At 69.2% G+C, this 18,047-nt stretch carries 17 protein-coding genes; 10 read left to right on the top strand and 7 right to left on the bottom strand.

All coding sequences use genetic code 11. From position 1 onward, the window contains the following. The first annotated feature begins 79 nt into the window (after positions 1 to 79). Entirely contained in the window at positions 80 to 925 is an 846-nt protein-coding gene (locus tag MNR00_RS05805; protein WP_241928215.1) for an SDR family oxidoreductase, read from the top strand. Between the two features lie 12 nt (positions 926 to 937). Here the strand turns inward: MNR00_RS05805 and MNR00_RS05800 are convergent, their stop codons facing one another. Beyond that, positions 938 to 1,900: a nucleoside hydrolase gene (locus MNR00_RS05800; protein WP_241928214.1), complete on the bottom strand. Its 963-nt coding sequence runs from the start codon at positions 1,898 to 1,900 to the stop codon at positions 938 to 940. A 113-nt stretch (positions 1,901 to 2,013) separates the two neighbouring features. Between MNR00_RS05800 and MNR00_RS05795 the strand changes: the two genes are divergently transcribed. Together MNR00_RS05795 and MNR00_RS05790 are read left to right on the top strand one after the other, a co-directional pair. Then, positions 2,014 to 3,603 (top strand): acyl-CoA carboxylase subunit beta, encoded by a 1,590-nt coding sequence (locus tag MNR00_RS05795; RefSeq protein ID WP_241928213.1) that lies wholly within the window; start codon positions 2,014 to 2,016, stop codon positions 3,601 to 3,603. Continuing rightward, a complete protein-coding gene (locus MNR00_RS05790) occupies positions 3,600 to 3,818 on the top strand; it encodes an acyl-CoA carboxylase subunit epsilon (protein ID WP_241928212.1) in 219 nt (72 codons plus the stop codon). The genes MNR00_RS05795 and MNR00_RS05790 overlap by 4 nt, the downstream gene beginning before the upstream one ends. Before the next feature lie 344 nt (positions 3,819 to 4,162). Here MNR00_RS05790 and MNR00_RS05785 read toward each other — a convergent pair whose 3' ends face one another. Genes MNR00_RS05785 through MNR00_RS05770 form a run of 4 tightly spaced genes read right to left on the bottom strand, consistent with a single transcriptional unit; the run spans position 4,163 to position 8,345 of the window. Then, positions 4,163 to 5,164, bottom strand: a complete 1,002-nt coding sequence (locus MNR00_RS05785; RefSeq protein WP_241928211.1) for a hypothetical protein — start codon at positions 5,162 to 5,164, stop codon at positions 4,163 to 4,165. Beyond that, positions 5,161 to 6,396: an ATP-binding protein gene (locus MNR00_RS05780; protein ID WP_241928210.1), complete on the bottom strand. Its 1,236-nt coding sequence runs from the start codon at positions 6,394 to 6,396 to the stop codon at positions 5,161 to 5,163. The genes MNR00_RS05785 and MNR00_RS05780 overlap by 4 nt, the downstream gene beginning before the upstream one ends. Beyond that, positions 6,386 to 7,048 carry a response regulator transcription factor gene (locus MNR00_RS05775; protein WP_241928209.1) on the bottom strand — a complete coding sequence of 221 codons (663 nt, stop codon included), beginning with the start codon at positions 7,046 to 7,048 and terminating at the stop codon, positions 6,386 to 6,388. The genes MNR00_RS05780 and MNR00_RS05775 overlap by 11 nt, the downstream gene beginning before the upstream one ends. Positions 7,049 to 7,106: 58 nt before the next feature. Continuing rightward, on the bottom strand, positions 7,107 to 8,345 hold the full coding sequence (locus MNR00_RS05770; protein ID WP_241928208.1) for a TRAM domain-containing protein: 1,239 nt from the start codon (positions 8,343 to 8,345) through the stop codon (positions 7,107 to 7,109). A gap of 34 nt (positions 8,346 to 8,379) precedes the next feature. On the opposite strand from MNR00_RS05770, the gene MNR00_RS05765 reads away from it, so the two are divergent. Next, positions 8,380 to 9,036 (top strand): Maf family protein, encoded by a 657-nt coding sequence (locus MNR00_RS05765; protein ID WP_241928207.1) that lies wholly within the window; start codon positions 8,380 to 8,382, stop codon positions 9,034 to 9,036. 78 nt (positions 9,037 to 9,114) lie between these two features. Continuing rightward, the gene (locus MNR00_RS05760) at positions 9,115 to 10,884 is read left to right on the top strand and encodes a biotin carboxylase N-terminal domain-containing protein (RefSeq protein ID WP_241928206.1); all 1,770 of its coding nucleotides are present in this window, start codon (positions 9,115 to 9,117) and stop codon (positions 10,882 to 10,884) included. 86 nt (positions 10,885 to 10,970) lie between these two features. Here MNR00_RS05760 and MNR00_RS05755 read toward each other — a convergent pair whose 3' ends face one another. Beyond that, positions 10,971 to 12,419: an NAD(P)H-quinone dehydrogenase gene (locus MNR00_RS05755; protein WP_241928205.1), complete on the bottom strand. Its 1,449-nt coding sequence runs from the start codon at positions 12,417 to 12,419 to the stop codon at positions 10,971 to 10,973. Positions 12,420 to 12,467: 48 nt separating this feature from the next. Between MNR00_RS05755 and MNR00_RS05750 the strand changes: the two genes are divergently transcribed. Genes MNR00_RS05750 through MNR00_RS05740 form a run of 3 tightly spaced genes read left to right on the top strand, consistent with a single transcriptional unit; the run spans position 12,468 to position 15,303 of the window. Next, the gene (locus MNR00_RS05750; protein ID WP_241928204.1) at positions 12,468 to 13,301 is read left to right on the top strand and encodes a purine-nucleoside phosphorylase; all 834 of its coding nucleotides are present in this window, start codon (positions 12,468 to 12,470) and stop codon (positions 13,299 to 13,301) included. Between the two features lie 32 nt (positions 13,302 to 13,333). Then, positions 13,334 to 15,040: a phospho-sugar mutase gene (locus MNR00_RS05745; RefSeq protein WP_241928203.1), complete on the top strand. Its 1,707-nt coding sequence runs from the start codon at positions 13,334 to 13,336 to the stop codon at positions 15,038 to 15,040. After that, entirely contained in the window at positions 15,037 to 15,303 is a 267-nt protein-coding gene (locus tag MNR00_RS05740) for an HPr family phosphocarrier protein (RefSeq protein ID WP_241928202.1), read from the top strand. Before MNR00_RS05745 ends, MNR00_RS05740 begins: the two co-directional genes overlap by 4 nt. Positions 15,304 to 15,332: 29 nt before the next feature. Here the strand turns inward: MNR00_RS05740 and MNR00_RS05735 are convergent, their stop codons facing one another. After that, the gene (locus MNR00_RS05735) at positions 15,333 to 17,249 is read right to left on the bottom strand and encodes a PRD domain-containing protein (protein ID WP_241928201.1); all 1,917 of its coding nucleotides are present in this window, start codon (positions 17,247 to 17,249) and stop codon (positions 15,333 to 15,335) included. 152 nt (positions 17,250 to 17,401) lie between these two features. Between MNR00_RS05735 and MNR00_RS05730 the strand changes: the two genes are divergently transcribed. Both MNR00_RS05730 and MNR00_RS05725 read left to right on the top strand, forming a co-directional pair. Then, positions 17,402 to 17,725: a hypothetical protein gene (locus MNR00_RS05730; protein ID WP_241928200.1), complete on the top strand. Its 324-nt coding sequence runs from the start codon at positions 17,402 to 17,404 to the stop codon at positions 17,723 to 17,725. Then, the gene (locus MNR00_RS05725) at positions 17,722 to 17,997 is read left to right on the top strand and encodes an HPr family phosphocarrier protein (RefSeq protein ID WP_241928199.1); all 276 of its coding nucleotides are present in this window, start codon (positions 17,722 to 17,724) and stop codon (positions 17,995 to 17,997) included. The genes MNR00_RS05730 and MNR00_RS05725 overlap by 4 nt, the downstream gene beginning before the upstream one ends. Positions 17,998 to 18,047: the final 50 nt, after the last annotated feature.

Below are 18,047 nucleotides of genomic sequence, written 5' to 3'. Positions count from 1 at the left end.
GGGACGCTCCACCTCGTGGCGCCCCCTAGTGTGGTGTGACACCCGACATCCGGGCGCTTCAACGATGAAGGGACGCCTTGTGGCACGAGCACGACTGGACGTGCAGGGCGCAACCTGCGTCATCACCGGGGCGGCCAGCGGCATGGGCGCCGAGGTCGCACGATCGCTGGCTCGCCGCGGCGCACGCCTGGCCCTGCTGGACCGCAATGGCGAGGGCCTCGCCGCGCTCGTCGCCGATCTGAACGGCACAGGCCACACCACCCACGTGATTGATCTCGCCGACGATGCCGCCGTACGCGCACTCGCCGGCGAGATCGAGGCGCAGCACCCCGAGGTGCGGTCGCTCATCACGTGTGCTGGTTCTTCCATGCTCGGCAACATCGATCAGCTCACGATGGATGAGATGCGCTGGCTCATGGACGTCAATCTGTGGGGCACCGTGAACATCACTCAGGCGCTGCTGCCCGCGCTGCGGCGAGCGCAGCAGGCACACATCACCCACCTCGTCTCGCTCTACGGACTCGGGGCACCGGCCGGGCGCATCCCGTACGCGATGAGCAAATTCGCGGTGCGCGGTTTCAGCGAAGCACTGCGCCACGAACTGGAAGGCACGAGCGTGACGGTCGGCGCGGTCTACCCGGCCGGAGTCAGGACCGGAATCATCCTGCACGGGCGCTACGCCGCCGCCCTCGACCCCGCCGTGGCGCAGCGCGCCGCGGATGCTCAGGCCGCGATGTACCGCACGGAGCCGACGGATGCCGCAGAGCGCATCGTCGAGGCGACCGTGCGCCGGCGGCAACGCACCATGGTCGGGCGGGAGGCCCGGCTCGTCGACGTGCTGACACGCGTCACACCGACCCGCTACTGGGCCGCGATGCGCAAACCTCTTCGAGAAGCCATCGACACGACGACCCCGATCGGCTGATTCCCGGCAGGGTCAGTCCCTCGGCAGCTGCAGCACCGTCTCCAGGAACAGCTCTGCGACAGCATCCGCATCGATACCGAGCGCCACCTCGGAGCGCGACCACTCATCGCTCAGACCATGCAGCTTGTCCTCACCGGCGTACGGCCGACGATCCACGATCGTCTGACCGCGGCTGAAGCCGGCGAGCTCGACCCGCACGGGCAGACTCTCGAAGCGCACCAGGTGGGGCGCGACAATCGCGCACACCGCACCCGCGTCGCCGATGAACCCGGTGTACTGCAGCGACTCGTCCTCGCTCAGCGCGACTCGATGGCTCAGCAGCTCGCCCACGACCCGGCCCACGCGGTGCGAGCCGGTCGCCAGGGACGCTGCCCGATCGAACGGCACGGCGACGACGTTGAACACGTCGAGTCCGTACATGGTGGTCGGCACTCCGGCATCCGACACGATCGCCGCCGCCTCAGGATCGTGCCAGACGTTGAACTCGGCCACGGCCGTCGCGTTGCCCACGCTCGCGGATCCCCCCATGAAGACGATCCGCTCGATCCGCTCCGCCACCTCGGGGTGGGTGCGCAGCAGCAGCGCCAGGTTGGTCTGCGGCGCGAGCGCGACCAGCGTCACCCGCGTCGGATGCTGCATGATCAGCCGCCGCATCAGCGCAACCGCCGACTCCGAGGACGCCTGCCGGGTCGTCGCGGGCAGGGCGACGCCGCCGAGTCCGTCGGCACCGTGCACGTGCGACGCCGACCGCGCGGGTGCGATCAATGGGCGCGCGGCGCCGGCCGCAACCGGTACATCCGCGGCGCCGGCCAGGTCGAGGATGCGCAGCGTGTTGTCGACGACCTGCTCGAGCCCGGCGTTGCCGGCCACGCACGTCACTCCCAGAACATCGATCTCCGGATGCGCGACGGCGAACAGCAGAGCGAGGGCATCGTCGATGCCGGTGTCGACATCCATGATCACAGGGGTGGGCATGCAGACGAGCCTACGCACAGCCACCGCGAGCACAGGGAACGGCCAAAGGAATGGCGTCCCCGTTGTGCCGAGCATCCAACGGCGCGGCGCACCCCGGCGCTAGTGTGGAATCCGTGACGGAAACGCCTGACCTCTCGACCACAGCCGCCAAGATCGCGGATCTCCGCGCCCGCTTCAATGAAGCTGTCGTCGAGCCCGAGAAGATCGCCCAGCAGAAGCAGCACGCCAAGGGCAAGATGACCGCGCGCGAGCGCATCGAGATGCTCGTCGACACCGGCAGCTTCGTCGAGTTCGATGAGTACGTCCGCCACCGCACGACGTCCTTCGGCATGGACCGCAACCGCCCGTACGGCGACTCGGTCGTCACCGGCGTCGCCACCATCCACGGGCGCACAGTCGCCGTCTACTCGCAGGACTTCACCACCTTCGGCGGCTCGCTCGGCGAGGTCGCCGGCGACAAGATCATCAAGGTCATGGAGTACGCCCTGCAGGGCGGCATGCCCATCATCGGCATCCTCGACTCGGGCGGCGCCCGCATCCAGGAGGGTGTGCTCGCGCTGAGCAAGTACGGCGAGATCTTCCGCCACAACACCCGCTCGTCGGGTGTCATCCCGCAGATCTCCATCATCATGGGCCCGGCCGCCGGCGGCGCCGTGTATGGCCCGGCGCTGACCGACTTCGTCATCATGGTCGACAAGACCAGTCAGATGTTCGTCACCGGTCCCGATGTCATCAAGACCGTCACCGGTGAGGACGTCGGCATGGAGGAGCTCGGCGGCGCGTACACGCACAACACCCGCTCCGGCGTCTCGCACTACCTCGCCGAAGATGAGGACGATGCCCTCGACTACGTTCGCACGCTGCTGAGTTACCTGCCCGACAACAACATGGCAGAGGTGCCCTCGTACGACTCGGCGTTCGAGTTCGAGACGACGGACGCCGATCATGTGCTCAACACGATCATCCCCGACTCCCCCAACCAGCCGTACGACATGCACACGGTCATCGAGCACGTCGTCGACGGCGGCGAGTTCCTCGAGGTGCAGCCGCTGTTCGCTCCGAACATCCTGATCGGCTTCGGTCGGGTCGAGGGCCGCTCGGTCGGCATCATCGCCAACCAGCCCTCCCAGATGGCGGGAACGCTGAACATCGAGGCCGGCGAGAAGGCCAGCCGCTTCGTGCGCTTCTGCGACTCGTTCTCGATCCCGATCGTCACTCTCGTCGACGTGCCGGGCTATCTGCCCGGCACCGACCAGGAATGGACGGGCGTCATCCGCCGTGGCGCGAAGCTCATCTATGCCTACGCCGAGGCCACCGTGCCACTCGTCACCGTCATCCTGCGCAAGGCCTACGGCGGCGCGTACATCGTGATGGGCTCGAAGCAGCTCGGCGCCGACGTCAACATCGCCTGGCCCACCGCCGAGATCGCGGTGATGGGCGGCCAGGGTGCCGTGAACATCCTGTACCGCAACGAGATCAAGAAGGCCGAGGAGAACGGCGAGGACGTCGCGGCCGTTCGCACGCGCCTCGCCAATGAGTACACGTACAGCGTGACCTCGCCGTTCCTTGCCGCGGAGCGCGGCGAGATCGATGGCGTCATCGAACCGGCCGCCACTCGCGTCACGATCGCCAAGGCGCTGCGCTCACTGCGGGGCAAGCGCGCTGAGCTGCCACCCAAGAAGCACGGGAACATCCCGCTGTGACCGAGGAAGAGCAGCCCGCCACGATCGAGATCGTTCGCGGGACCCCCACGGCAGAGGAACTCGCCGCCCTCATCGCGGTCGTAAGCGACGCGCACGCTCGAGAGAGGAGCGAGGCTGTCGCCGAGGTGCCGCACGTCTCGGCGTGGCAGCGCACTCGACGCGGCCTGCGGGCACCCCTTCGTCGGGACATCCCCTGGGGTCGGTACTCCGGCTGACCGAGCGGCTTGCGGCTTCGAGCAGCGGACCGACGACCTGGCCAAAGGTCGAATGCGACTTCTCTGAAAGTCGAGCAATTGCGGGGCAAGAACGGTCATTTCGGCCGAAAAAAGGTGAATTTGTCCCCCAAAATACCTACAGACAGACACCGATCTACGCGGGAAACTTATATCAACGCTTCGCGTTAGGCGGTTGCTCTGTCCCAGGGTAGACAGACGCAATGCGCCCCCAAGCGGGACAGTTTTCGGGTAGCTGTTCCGCACTGGCGAGGGGCGGGCGGCTTCGCCGCCCCTCGCCCATCTCCGTCCCGGGCGAATGAACGTCTCGGTCCCGGACGAACAGCTCAGTCCTGGACGCGCCGGATCTCGTGCCAGAGATCGACGGCATCATCGTCATGCGCACCGCCGGCCGCACGACCGACGACGGTCACCGCCACTGTGTCATCACGACCGGCTCGGATGATCACCCGGTTCGACCGCGCGTTCTCGAGCACTTCAGCGAGCTCATCGCGGATCTGCTCGATCCGCGCCTCGTCGAGGCCCTCCATGCCGCCCTCGTCGAACACGGTCACCATGGTGCCGCGCCGGCGGGCATCCGAGATCGCACTCCGCACGGCATCGTTGAGCAGAACCGCACCGCGCAGCTCATCGCGCAGCGTCCCCTCGGCCAGGCGGGCATCGAGCCGCTCCTGCTCGGTCAGGTCCCCCCGCGACGCCACAGTGCGGGTGAGCACGGGCCCTGCCACCGCGAGCGCGAGCTGCGCGCGCACGCGCCGCTCGCGCTGCCGCACCTCCTGTGTGGCGTTCCACGCCGACACCGCCTGCTGGATGTCGGCGAGCCGCTCGGTGTCGCGCACGGCGCGATCCCAGAACAGCACCAGCAGCTGCGCCACCACCACCCACGTGATCGAGCCGACCAGTCCCAGCGTGAACGCGTTTCCGAGGCCGAGGTAGATCGACGCCGACACGATCAGCGCCACGAGCATCGACCATCCGCACAGCGGCTGGCGTCGCACGATGCACACCACGGCGAGCAGACCGATCGCACCGATGTACCAGGTCGCGAACCCCGCCTCGCGTGCAGTCGCCACCAGCGACAGGCTCACCAGCGACGGCACCGCGACACTCGTGCCGAGCGCGAGCATGGCCGGGCCTACCGGCAGGCGGATGCTGTGCGCCGCGCCGGCCAGCACCACCGTCAGCGTCGCGGCGAGATACAGCCCGATGGCCGACACCATGAGCAGCGGAGCGCTCGGCTGCACGATCCACCAGATCGCGCGCGCGGCGAAGTACAGCGCGAACCCGAGTGCCAGCGCCGTGGTGATGCTGCGTACGGTGCGCTTCACGCGGGCTCCCAGCCCAGCACGACGATGGTGCCGTCAGCATCCGACCTGATCTCGGACGTGCCTGCCACTGCAGCCATCCTCGCCACGATCGATGCGCGGATGCCGAGGCGATCCTCACCGACGGCTTCGGGGTCGAATCCCGGTCCGGCGTCGATCACCGTCACGGTCAGGCGATCCGTCGCCGATGACGCCGCGATGACGTGCAGGCCGCGGCCACCCGCATGCTCAAGGGCGTTGCCGATCGCCTGGCGGGCGGCGAGCACCATCGCTCGCGCCACGCGCCCCGGCAGCTGCGCCGCCGCCCCGCGCTCCTCCACGACGGCATCCACACCCTGTTCGGAGAGCGTGCGGCGCAGCTCGGCGACGATCTGTGCGCGACTGATCGGCTCGTCGTTGCCCTCCTGCGCGATGGATGCCTCGGTGTTCGCCAGGCGGGTCAGCGCCTCGCGTGCCATCACGACGGCCAGATCGCGCTCCCGCTCGGAGGCCGCTCGCTCGGCGGCGATCAGCGCTGCCAGCACGCTGTCGTGCATCAGCGCCGACATCGCCACCCGCTCCTCTTCGGACGCGGATGCTGCGGCTGCCGCCGCATAGGTCTGCACCGCCTTGTCGCGCGCCTCATCGACACCGGCTGCCACCTGCCGGAACATCCAGCCCAGCGAGACGATCACCATGCCGAGGATGAGCGTGAACGACACGTCGAAACCGGTCGTGATCCAGAACTCCCGCGAGAAGTCCCCCTCGACGAGCCGCACGTATCCGTACACGAACGGCAGGCCGAGCGCCCACAGCAGCTGCAGTCGCGGACGGAAGGCCAGAAGGGCCGCCACGACCGCGATGTTGACCAGGAAGAAGATCCACGGCTGGCTGGCCGGCTCATCCGGCGTGCGGTCGACGATGACCGGCCACAGGAAGAGTGCGACGACGTAGGCGATCGCGAACGTGCCGCAGGCCGACTTGATCCACCGCGCGCTGATGCACGCGATGATCATCCACAGCAGCGGCCCGAACACCAGCAGCATCATCGCGACGCGCGGCGCGTCGACGACGCTGATATCGGTCACAGCCGCCAGCAGCGCCTGCGCCCCGAGAGCCGTGCATCCGATCGCCGCGACGATCGCGAGGATGCGCTCCATCCGGTGCCCGGTGAAGCGCTCCAGCCCGACACCGACTTCGCCGGCCGTCGGCAGGCTCTGCCACGCCTCGCTGATGCTGCGAGTGTCAGCCGCCACTCGGCACCCCGTCAGGGGCGACGATGCCGTCCTCCATCGCGCGGCGCAGCAGATCGACTTTGGTCGGGGCGGGACGCCCCACCTCGACGTACTTGACGCGGATGCGCGTGATGTTCTCCTTGGCGGTGGAGTACGCCACCCCGAGCCGCTCTGCGACCGCCTTCAGCGGAAGACCCGCGGCATACAGGCGCAGCACCTCGCGTTCGCGGGTGGACAGCTGCGCATCGGCGAACTCGCGATCGCCGTCGACGGCGCTCGCCCACTCGACATTGTTCAGCGCATCTCCGCGCGCGACCGTGCGGATCGCATCGAGCACGTCGTCGAGCGCCGAGGACTTGCTGACGACGCCGGCGGCACCTGCCACCAGCGCCTCGCGGACGGAGGCCGGGCGGTCAGCCACACTGTGGATGACCACGCTCGCACCATCCGCCACGAGAGTGGCCACGTTCTCGGTGACAGTTGTGCCATCGCCCAGAGTCAGATCGAGCACGACGACGTCGACCGGTGGCAGCGCGGATCCTGCCCGCCAGGTGAGGTACTCCTTCACCGTGGCACCCGAGAACACCACCTGCTGCTCACCGTCGCGCATGCACGCGGCCTCCAGGCCGAGGCGAACCGACTCGTGGTCGTCGATGAGGGCGACGGTACTCATCCGTCCAGCCTACTCAGTGCTCCGGTTCTGATCCGTGCGCTCTGCCGCCGCAGTGCGCTCAGCGCGTGAGCAGGGCGACGGCCTCGAAGTGATGCGAGTGCGGGAACAGGTCGAACGACTGCAACGCGGCGGCGTCCCACCCAAGCCCGCGGAAGGTGTGCAGATCCCTGGCCAGGGCGATCGGGTCACATGCCACGTATACGACGGCCTCGGGCGACAGCGCGGTGATCGCCTCGACGACCTCCCGGCCTGCGCCCGCACGCGGCGGGTCGAGCACGACCGCGCCAGCGCGGGTGCCTTCTGGAGCGGATGCCAGGAAGCGGTCCACCCGCGCCGTGACAGCCGTGACATCGTGGGCCGCGAGGTTCGCTCGCGCATGCGCAGTGGCGCGCGCATTCGACTCCACGGTGACGATGTCGGTCGCACCGAGGTCCGCCAGGGTGGCTGCGAACAGCCCGACACCGCCGTACAGGTCGAAATGCGTGGCATCAGGGTCGACGCGCCCGGTGAGCAGCGAGCGCACCGTCGAATCGAGCACGGTGGCCGCGAGCGGGTGCACCTGCCAGAATCCGTCCGCATCGAGCTGGAATTCGCGGTCGCCGACACGCTCGATGATCGTCTCGGCCGAAGGTCGACGCGACGGTCGGGCGCCGCGTCGACCACGGACGGGGCGATCCGCCTGCCGCTCAGGTCGTCGCAGCACGCGCGCAAGACCGTCCGTGGGTTCGACGAATTCGATACGACCGGGTTCTGGCCGTTCCAGCGCCCCTGCGGCATCGGCGAGCGCGGCACTTGCCAGCGGCAGATCCGCGACCTCGATCACGCGATGACTGCGAGCCGCGTACGGCCCGATGCGGCCATCGCCATCGACATGCAGCGTCATGCGGGTGCGCCAGCCGGTGCCATCACCATCGTCGACGGCCTGCACCTCTGGAGCTGTGAGCCCCGCGCCTGCGAACTTGTCGAGCGCCTCCTGCAGCACCTGGCGCTTGAGGACCCGCTGATGGTCGAGTGCGATGTGTCCGAGGTCGGCGCCGCCGACGCGGTCATCCGGTGCGCGCGAGATGTCGGCCTCGGCCCACACGTGGGCGCGGCGAAGCGGCGAGGCCTCCAGCACCTCGAGCGCTTCGGCACGCCAGAAGCTCGACTTGGAGTCGTCGGTGACGCGCACCCGAACCCGCTCGCCGGGGATGGCATCGGGCACGAACACCACTCGCCCTTCGTGGCGGGCGATGAACGTACCGCCGTGGGCGATGCCGGTGATGTCGAGATCGAGAACTGGAGCCTGCGCGGTCATCCTTCCAGGATCCCACACCGGCTAGCGTGGACGCATGCGCGTGTGCCTGGCATCCACCTCCCCTGCCCGACTGATGCTGCTTCGGCAGGCCGGGATCGAACCGCTGATCGCCTCCCCCGACGTGGACGAGGACGCCGTCGCCGCGGCCGCGGAGGCCGAGCGAGGTGCTCCGCTCGCCCCGGACGAACTCGTGCTGCTGCTGGCCAGGGCCAAGGCTGCCAACGTCGCGCAGAGCCTCCCGCACCAGCATCCTGGTTTCGACGGGATCGTGATCGGCGGCGACTCGATGTTCGAGATCGGCGGACAGGTGCACGGCAAGCCGCACACCGCCGAGGTCGCGCGCGCGCGCTGGCGTCAGATGCGTGGTGCGACGGGCATCCTGCACTCCGGGCATTCCGTCTTCCGCATCCGCCCCGACCACGACGCCGTCGAGGCGACGGCGGTGGCGCAGGCGGCCGTCACCTTCGCCGATGACGTGACGGATGCTGAGATCGAGGCGTACATCGGCACCGGCGAGCCGCTGCACGTTGCGGGCTCCTTCACCATCGACAGCCTGGGCGGCGCGTTCATCACGCAGGTGGACGGCGACCCATCGACAGTGGTCGGCATGTCGCTGTCGACCGTGCGTCGCCTGACCGGCGACCTCGGGGTGCGCTGGACCGACCTGTGGTCTTCGCCAGCCACACAGTGAACCACGCACCACGATTTCGCGGAATTCTTGTGGGGAGTCGTCAAAACGAACGCCCTGGCACTCGCTAGGCTGAAGCTCATGCCTCACATCGCCAAGGTGCTCATCGCGAACCGCGGCGAGATCGCCGTACGCATCATCCGTGCCGCCCGGGACTCCGGGATCTCCTCCGTCGCCGTGTACGCCGACCAGGACCGCGACGCGATGCACGCGCGACTCGCCGACGAGGCATATGCCCTCGACGGATCCACCAGCGCCGACACCTACCTTCAGATCGACAAGATCCTCTCGGTGGCCCGCCGCTCCGGCGCTGACGCCGTGCACCCCGGTTACGGCTTCCTCGCTGAGAACGCCGAGTTCGCCCGCGCGGTCGTCGGTGCGGGCATGACCTGGATCGGCCCGTCCGCCGAGGCGATCGAGTCGCTCGGCGACAAGGTGACCGCGCGTCACGTCGCCGAGAAGGTCGGCGCTCCGCTGGCGCCTGGCACCCCCGGCCCCGTGTCCGGTTCCGACGAGGTCATCGCCTTCGCGCAGGAGTTCGGCCTGCCCATCGCCATCAAGGCCGCGTACGGCGGCGGCGGGCGCGGGCTGAAGGTGGCCCGCGAGCTCGACGAGGTCGCCGAGCTGTTCGAGTCCGCCACCCGCGAGGCCGTCACGGCCTTCGGTCGCGGCGAGTGCTTCGTCGAGAAGTACCTCGACAAGCCCCGTCACGTCGAGACGCAGTGCCTGGCGGATGCCGAGGGCAACGTCGTCGTCATCTCGACCCGCGACTGCTCACTGCAGCGCCGCCACCAGAAGCTCGTGGAAGAGGCGCCTGCACCCTTCCTGACCGACGAGCAGAACGACCTGCTGTACTCCGCGTCGAAGGCCATCCTCAAGGAGGTCGGCTACGTCGGCGCTGGAACATGTGAGTTCCTCATCGGCGCTGACGGCACGGTGTCATTCCTCGAGGTGAACACCCGTCTGCAGGTGGAGCACACGGTCTCCGAGGAGGTCACCGGTATCGACCTGGTACGCGAGCAGTTCCGCATCGCAGCCGGCGGCACCATCGACTACGACGACCCCACCCCGCAGGGACACTCGTTCGAGTTCCGCATCAACGGCGAGGACCCAGGGCGCGGTTTCCTGCCGCAGCCTGGCCCCATCACGACATTCAAGACGTTCGGCGGCCCCGGCGTGCGTCTGGACTCCGGCGTCACCGCCGGCGACGCCGTCTCGGGCGCCTTCGACTCGCTGCTGGCGAAGATCATCGTCACCGGCCGCGACCGCGCCGAGGCGCTTGAGCGCTCGCGCCGTGCACTCGACGAGTTCGAGGTGGCCGGCCTCCCCACGGTGCTGCCCTTCCACCGTCAGGTCGTGCGCGAGCCGGCGTTCATCGCTGAGGACGGCGAGTTCGGCGTGTTCACCCGCTGGATCGAGACCGAGTTCATCAACGAGATCCCGGCATGGGACGGCGAGCTCGACGACCCGACTCCCGCCGCCGGTCGCCACACGGTCGTCGTCGAGGTCGGCGGCAAGCGCCTCGAGGTGAGCCTGCCCGATCGCGTCGCGGCCCCCGTCGCCGGCACCGCCGGTCGTCCCGCCGCCGTCCCGCCGTCGCGTCGGAGCCACACCACGACCGCCAACGCGGGTGCCTCCGGAGACGCGGTGAAGTCGCCCATGCAGGCGACCGTCGTCAAGGTCGCCGTCGAGGAGGGCCAGCAGGTCGTCAAGGGCGACCTCGTGGTCGTGCTCGAGGCGATGAAGATGGAGCAGCCGCTGCAGGCCCACAAGGACGGCGTCATCGGCAACATCAACGCCGCGGCCGGAGCCACCGTGTCGTCCGGACACCAGCTGCTGACGATCTCCTGACGCATCTCTCAAACGACAGCGCCCGGCCCTCGAGTGATCGAGGGCCGGGCGCTGTCGTTGCGGGCGCTGCGTCGAGTGCGCTGCGCTCAGGCGCTGTTGACCTCGTGCATCGCGCGGCTGGCGTCGGTGATGCTCGAAGTCAGCGACGGGTACGCCGCGAAGACGCGCGAGACCTGGTCGACGTTCAGGCGACGCTCGACCGCCATCGCAAGCGGGTAGATCAGCTCGGACGCCTTCGGCGCCACGATCACACCGCCGATCACCGTGCCCGAACCTCGGCGGGCGATGATCTTCACGAAGCCGTCCTTGATGCCCATCATCTTGGCCCGCGGGTTCGCCGCGAGCGGCAGCTTGTAGGCGACCCCCTCGGCTTCGCCGTTCTCGATATCGCGCTCCGAGTAGCCGACCGTGGCGATCTCGGGCGCGGTGAAGATGTTCGCGGTGATCTTGCGGTGCTCCAGTGGGATCACGATGTCTCCGAGAGCATGGAAGACCGCGGTGCGCCCCTGCATGGAGGCGACGGATGCCAGTGGGAAGAAGTTCGTGCAGTCGCCGACGGCGTAGACGTTGGGCACCGAGGTGCGCGCCACGCGGTTGACCCGCACGTGTCCCGAGTCGTCGAGCTCGATGCCGGCCTCTTCCAGGCCGATGCCTGCGGTGTTGGGGATCGACCCGACCGCCATCAGGCAGTGGCTGCCCTCGACGGTGCGGCCGTCTGCCAGGGTGACCAGCACACCGTTCTCCGTGCGCTCGACCTTGTCGGCGCGGGCCTTGGAGAGGACCTGCATGCCGCCGCGCTTGAACACCTTCTCGAGCACCTGTGCGGCGTCGACGTCTTCACCAGGCAGCACCTGGTCGCGGCTGGAGACCAGCGTGACCTTCGCGCCGAGGTTCATGTACGCCGAGGCGAACTCGGCGCCGGTGACACCGGAGCCGACCACGATGAGGTGCTCCGGCAGGGCCTTCATGTCGTACAGCTGCGTCCAGGTGAGGATGCGCTCCCCATCGGGCTTGGCCGAGTCCAGCTCGCGCGGCGAGGCGCCGACCGAGACGACGACGGTGTCCGCTTCGACGCGGTCGAAGTCGGTGCCGCCAGGACCCGTCGCCACGATGATGGCGTTCGGGCCCTCCAGCCGCCCGTGTCCCGAGAGGATGCGCACACCCGCCTCGAGCAGCGTGGCGCGCATGTCCTCGGACTGCTGACCGGCAAGGGCCAGCAGCCGCTTGTTGACGGCGGCGAGATTGATGGCGATCTCGGGCTTGAGGGGCTTGTCATGCGAGCCCTTCGCGTAGAACTGCACGCCGAGATCAGATGCCTCGGCGATCGCGACTGCGGCGTCGGCCGTGGCGATCAGGCTCTTCGACGGCACGACGTCGGTAAGCACAGCGGATCCACCCACTCCGACCCGCTCGACCAGGGTGACATCGGCGCCGAGCTGCGCGGCGGCGAGAGCGGCTTCGTACCCGCCGGGTCCGCCACCGAGGACGGCCACGCTCTGCCGGTTCGCGAAGGAAGTCTGAGACATGCTCTCCATTCTTCCGCAATCCTGGCTCCACAGCCGCCACCTTCATAGAGTGGTCTCATGCCTGAAACATCCTTGAACCCTCTCGACGATCCGAACGCCGATCCGTTCGCGATCGCCGCCAAGGCCGCTGCCGACATCGCGCGCCTGACCGGGGTAGATCACCACGACATCGCGCTCACCCTCGGCTCCGGCTGGGGCAAGGCCGCCGAGCTCATCGGTGAGACCGTCAGCACCATCCCCGCCACCGAGGTGACCGGCTTCTCCAAGCCCGCCCTTGAGGGCCATGTCGGCACGCTGCGCAGCATCCGCACCCCCGACGGGAAGAACGTGCTCGTCATCGGGGCCCGCACCCACTACTACGAAGATCACGGCGTGCGCCGTGTGGTGCACAGCGTGCGCACCGCGGCGGCCACGGGGGCGAAGATCATGGTGCTCACCAATGGCGCCGGCGGCATCCGCGAGACGTGGACGCCCGGCCAGCCAGTGCTGATCAGCGACCATATCAACCTCACAGCCGATTCCCCTCTCGAAGGTGCGAAGTTCGTCGACCTCACCGATCTGTATGCCAAGCGACTGCGTGACGTCGCCCGCACGATCGACCCGACGCTCGACGAGGGCGTCTACACGCAGTTCCGCGGGCCGCACTACGAGACGCCGGCGGAAGTGCAGATGGCGAAGCACATCGGCGGTCACATCGTCGGCATGTCCACGGCCCTGGAGGCCATCGCCGCCCGCGAGGCCGGGATGGAGATCCTCGGATTCTCTCTCATCACGAACCTCGCAGCGGGCATCCAGCAGACCCCCCTCAGCCACGCCGAGGTCATCGAGGCCGGACGCGAGGCAGAGCCGGTCATCTCGGCGTTGCTGGCCAGAGTGATCGAGGCCCTGTGACCGAGACGAGCCCTGTGACCGAGAAGAGCGCTGTGACCGAGAGGGAAACCGTGAACGAGACAGGCACTGCGACTGAGCGTCTCGACCAGGCCCGCGCCTGGCTCCGCCAGGATCCAGACGCCGAGACCCGCGACGAGCTCGCCGGCATCATCACGCGCGCGGCCGCCGGCGATGCCGCCGCCGCTGCCGACCTCGACGACCGGTTCCGCACCCGACTCGAGTTCGGCACCGCTGGGCTGCGCGGCGCGCTCGGACCCGGCAGCAACCGGATGAACCGGGTGCTCGTCACGCAGGCGGCCGCCGGCTTCGCCGCGTACCTGCGTGAGCGCACGCCAGGCACCCCCACCGTGGTCATCGGCTACGACGGGCGCCGCGGCTCCCGCCGCTTCGCCGAGGACTCCGCCGAGGTGTTCGCCGGTGCCGGGCTCCGGGCCATCCTGCTCCCCCGCCTGCTGCCGACCCCTGTGCTCGCCTTCGCCGTGCGCCACTACGGCGCCGATGCCGGGGTGATGGTCACCGCCAGCCACAATCCACCGGATGACAACGGCTACAAGGTGTACCTGGGCGGCGCGGACAGCGGCGCGCAGATCGTGTCGCCTGCGGATGCTGAGATCGCCGCGCACATCGCGCGCGTGGCGGATGCCGGTGACATCGGCGCTCTGCCGCGTTCGACCTCCTACGAGACCGCGGGTGAGGAGGTCGTCGACGCGTACATCGTCGCCACCGCCGGCATCGCCCCCGCACCCTTCGGCGTGCAGGAGATGCGCTGGGTGTACACCGCTATGCACGGTGTCGGCTGGGAGACGTTCTCGCGCGTGCTGAAGGCGGCCGGCTACCCGGCCCCGCGCGTGGTCGACGAGCAGCGCGACCCCGACCCGACGTTCCGCACCGTGTCCTTCCCGAACCCGGAGGAGCCGGGTGCGATGGATCTCGCGTTCGCCCGTGCCCGCGCCGTCGACGCCGAGTTCATCATCGCGAACGACCCTGACGCCGACCGGCTCGCCGTCGCGATTCCGGATGCTGATGCCGCCGGCGGCTGGCGCCGCCTGACCGGCAACGAGGTCGGCCTGCTGCTCGGTTGGCGCGCCGCGCGGTCTGCCGGAGAGTCTCCGGCACCTGGTGCCTCGCTCGCGTGCTCGCTGGTGTCCTCCCCCGGGCTCGGCACCATCGCCGAGCGGTACGGCCTGGACTTCCATGAGACGCTCACCGGGTTCAAGTGGATCTCCCGCGCCCCCGGCATCCTGTTCGGATTCGAGGAAGCGCTCGGGTACCTCGTCAACCCCGGGACGGTGCGCGACAAGGACGGCATCTCGGCCGCCGTCGCGATGCTGAGCCTGGCGGCGGATGCCCGTGTGCGCGAGACGACGATCGCGGGTCTGCTCGATGAGCTGGCGGCAGAGATCGGACACTTCGCCAGCGGGCAGGTGTCGATCCGGGTCGATGACCTCTCGGTGATCTCCGGCCTGATGGCTTCGCTGCGTGCACAGCATCCGACGTCCTTCGGCGCGCGTGCCGTCGCGAGTGCCGAAGATCTGTCGGCGGCAGCCGCCGGCGAGCCGTCCGGCGATGTGCTGCGCTACCGACTCGCAGACGGATCGCGGGTGATCGTGCGCCCCAGCGGCACCGAGCCGAAGCTGAAGGTGTACATCGACACGCACGCGGAGACGCCGACAGAGGCGGTCGCTGCGGCAGCCGAACTCGAGGCCGCCGTGCGGGAACTGCTCACGGAGCGGGGATGAGCACGCTGCGTCGGCGGGTCACTGTCGCCGTCGACCACGGCGTGCACGCACGACCTGTGGCCGAACTCGTGCGACTGGCAGAAGCGCACGGCGCACCCGTGCTGCTGTCGACGAGCGAGGGCGAATCCGTCGACCTGTCCAGCGTGCTGGCGGTGATGGATCTCGCCATCGCCTCGGGTGACGAGGTGACCCTCGAGGTCGCCGACTCACCGCACGCGCAGTCCCTGCTGGACGCGCTCTCGGCGGTTCTCGACCCGGCGTAGCGGGCACGGCGGCGGCGAGGTCGTGACGCTCAGCCGTCGATGACCGCGACCAGCTCGTCGAGGAAGGATTCGAAGTCGGTGGAGCGTCGCACGATCCGGTGCACGCTGCCTGGCTCGCTGAACACCTCGACGAGCTGCTCGAACACCGTCTGGAACGCTTCGCGGTCACTGTCGCTGAACGCGGCGAGCGCAACCACCTGCACGCGGCCGCTCCCCCACGCCACAGAGCCGTCCGCGATGCCGATCGCGATCGCGGTGCGCTGCGCGCTCATCTGCAGCGCGTGGGGCACCGCGAGCGCGTCGGTGAACGCCGTCGATGACATCCGCTCGCGTGCGATCGTGTTCTCGACGTAGTCCTCGCCGATGAGATCGGATGCTGTCAGTGTCGCCCCGAGCAGACGGATGATCCGCTCTTCGCCGGCATCCGGCAGCGGCACCAGGAAGGCGTCGGCAGAGAAGTAGCGCTGCAGCTCGTCCCGCAGTCGTCGCAGGCGCCTGGCCCGCCGGATGCGGCCGGCGGCCTGCTGCACCCGCTCGACGTCGCCATCCGAGAGGAACGGCTGGATGCGCACGATGCGCTCGTCGGCCCCCGCCAGCGGAACGGTGCTGAGCACGAGGTCGGTGTCGAGCGCGCTGCCGTCGGGGTCGACGCTGGTCTCGACGCGGACGACCTCGATCAGCCGACCGAGCGAGCGGTCCACACTCGAGCGCAGCAGCTCCTGCAGCTCCTGATACCCGGGGCAGACGATGGTCGCCGTCAGGATGGCATCCGCCGCCCTGCTGCGCTCGAGACGCCCGCCGACGTGCATGGCGATGTAGGCGATCTCGTCCTCTTGCAGCGGCACGCCCAGCCGGTCGTGAAGGCCGCTGGCGATCGACACGGCGACCTCGAAGATCATCGGATACGACGACTTCAGCGACCGGGTGAGCGGATTGCGGGTCCACGCCTGCTGCTGAGACCGCTGCAGCAGGTTCTGCACGTGCAGGGTGAGTCGAAGCAAGAACGCGTCGTCGATGAGATCGACCTGGTAGTCGCTTGCGGCCTGCTCGATCTCGGCACGCACAGCTTCGGCGACGGCGGGATCGACCGGCGGCGCAGTGCTGCGCCTGGCATGATCTCCGGGCGCGACGACCCTGGTCAGCACGAGGCCGGCGAGGTGCTCGCGATCACCCTCGCCGAGCACCACCCCGAAGTGCTGTTGGGCGAGGCCGGCGATCGCCGTCCCCACCGCGGCCACAGCGTCGTCCGCGGCGACCGTGCGGGCCTCCAGGGCACGCCCGGCCGCCACCCGCTCGGCCGCGATGGTGATGTGCAGCAGCACATCGCTGATCGCGAGTTCGTTGACGTAATACCCCAGTGCGCCGAGTTCGGCGACCAGCGCCGATTTGAAAGGGCCCACGGCGCCTGCGGGCACCGTCTCTGGCGCGAGCGCGCGCTGCAGCGCGTCGGCACGCAGCGGACCGACATCCATCTCGTCCTGAGCCAGCCTGCTCAGCAGTCGTCTCAGCGACTGCTCGTCGCCGCGCAGTCGCACCTGGTCGCGATCGCGCTCCAGCCGCACCGGGCTGCCGTCGAGCAGGGCGCGCACGCGAGCGAGGTCGTTCTCGAGTGTCGTCTCGCTGACGTGCAGAGCGAGGGCGGTGTCGTACACGTCGACGCCGTCGGCCTCATCGATCAGCGTGCGCACCAGCCGGTGCAGGCGGGCGCGCGGGGTGCCTGCGGCCCCTGCCGCGTCCAGCGCGACGCCGGCTCCTGGACCGGGCCGATAGCCCGCCGGGCCCGACTCGACGGCGTCGGCGGTGGGGACACGCGCGTTGAGACCGGCGACGTAGGAGCGGATGCTGCGCGGAGTCACCCCGAGCTGATCAGCCAGCCCCGACGCGGTCGACCAGGAGTCCTGGCGCAGGAGCAGACCGAGGAGCTGATCCTGGCGCTGGCGTGACATCCCTTCGCCTTCCTCATCGACGACGTCTGCGCCTCCATGATGCCAGCCGCGGCGACGCCAAGGGCGGAAATCCACGTTCCGCAGGGGCGGAAGGAACCCTGGTGGATCCCGCGGCGGGCCGCTGGGCACACTGGGAGCGGAAAGGGGCATCGATGCGGATCCTCGTGGTGTGCGGCGCCGGAGCGTCGAGCACGTTCGTCGCCCAGCGACTGGCGCGTGCGGCCGGAGCTGCTGGCCTGCCGTGGTCCACCGAGGCCGGCACCGAGCGCACGGCGCTCTCCGCGGCCGGCGTCGATGTGGTGCTGATCGGCCCGCACCTGGCTGATCACGCCGACGGCATCCGCTCCTCCCTCTCCGCACGATCTCTCGTCGTCACCCTCCCCGACGACGCATTCAGCGACCTCGACGGCAGCCGCACGCTGCGCCTCGTCCGCGACGCGATGGCCGCGCCGCAAGACCAGAAGGAAACACCATGACCGCCTCCCGCACCGTCCGCGTCGGCTCCTCGCACGGCCTGCACGCCCGCCCCGCCAAGCTGTTCGCACAGGCGGCGAAGGACACCGGCATCCCGGTGACGATCGCGAAGGACTCCGGCAAGGCCGTCAACGCCGCCAGCATCCTCAGCGTCATCTCACTCGGCATCGACTTCGGCGACCATGTCGTGATCACCGCCGACGGCGAGAACGCCGAGCAGGTGCTCGACACCCTCACCGAACTGCTGACCACCGACCACGACGAGTCGGCGTGAGCACGGTGTCTGCCCACTTCTTTCGCGGCGTCGGCATCGGCCAGGGCGTC

The sequence above is a fragment of the Microbacterium sp. H1-D42 genome (assembly GCF_022637555.1).
Lineage (GTDB): Bacteria > Actinomycetota > Actinomycetes > Actinomycetales > Microbacteriaceae > Microbacterium.
This window is presented reverse-complemented; position numbering and strand designations above follow the sequence as displayed.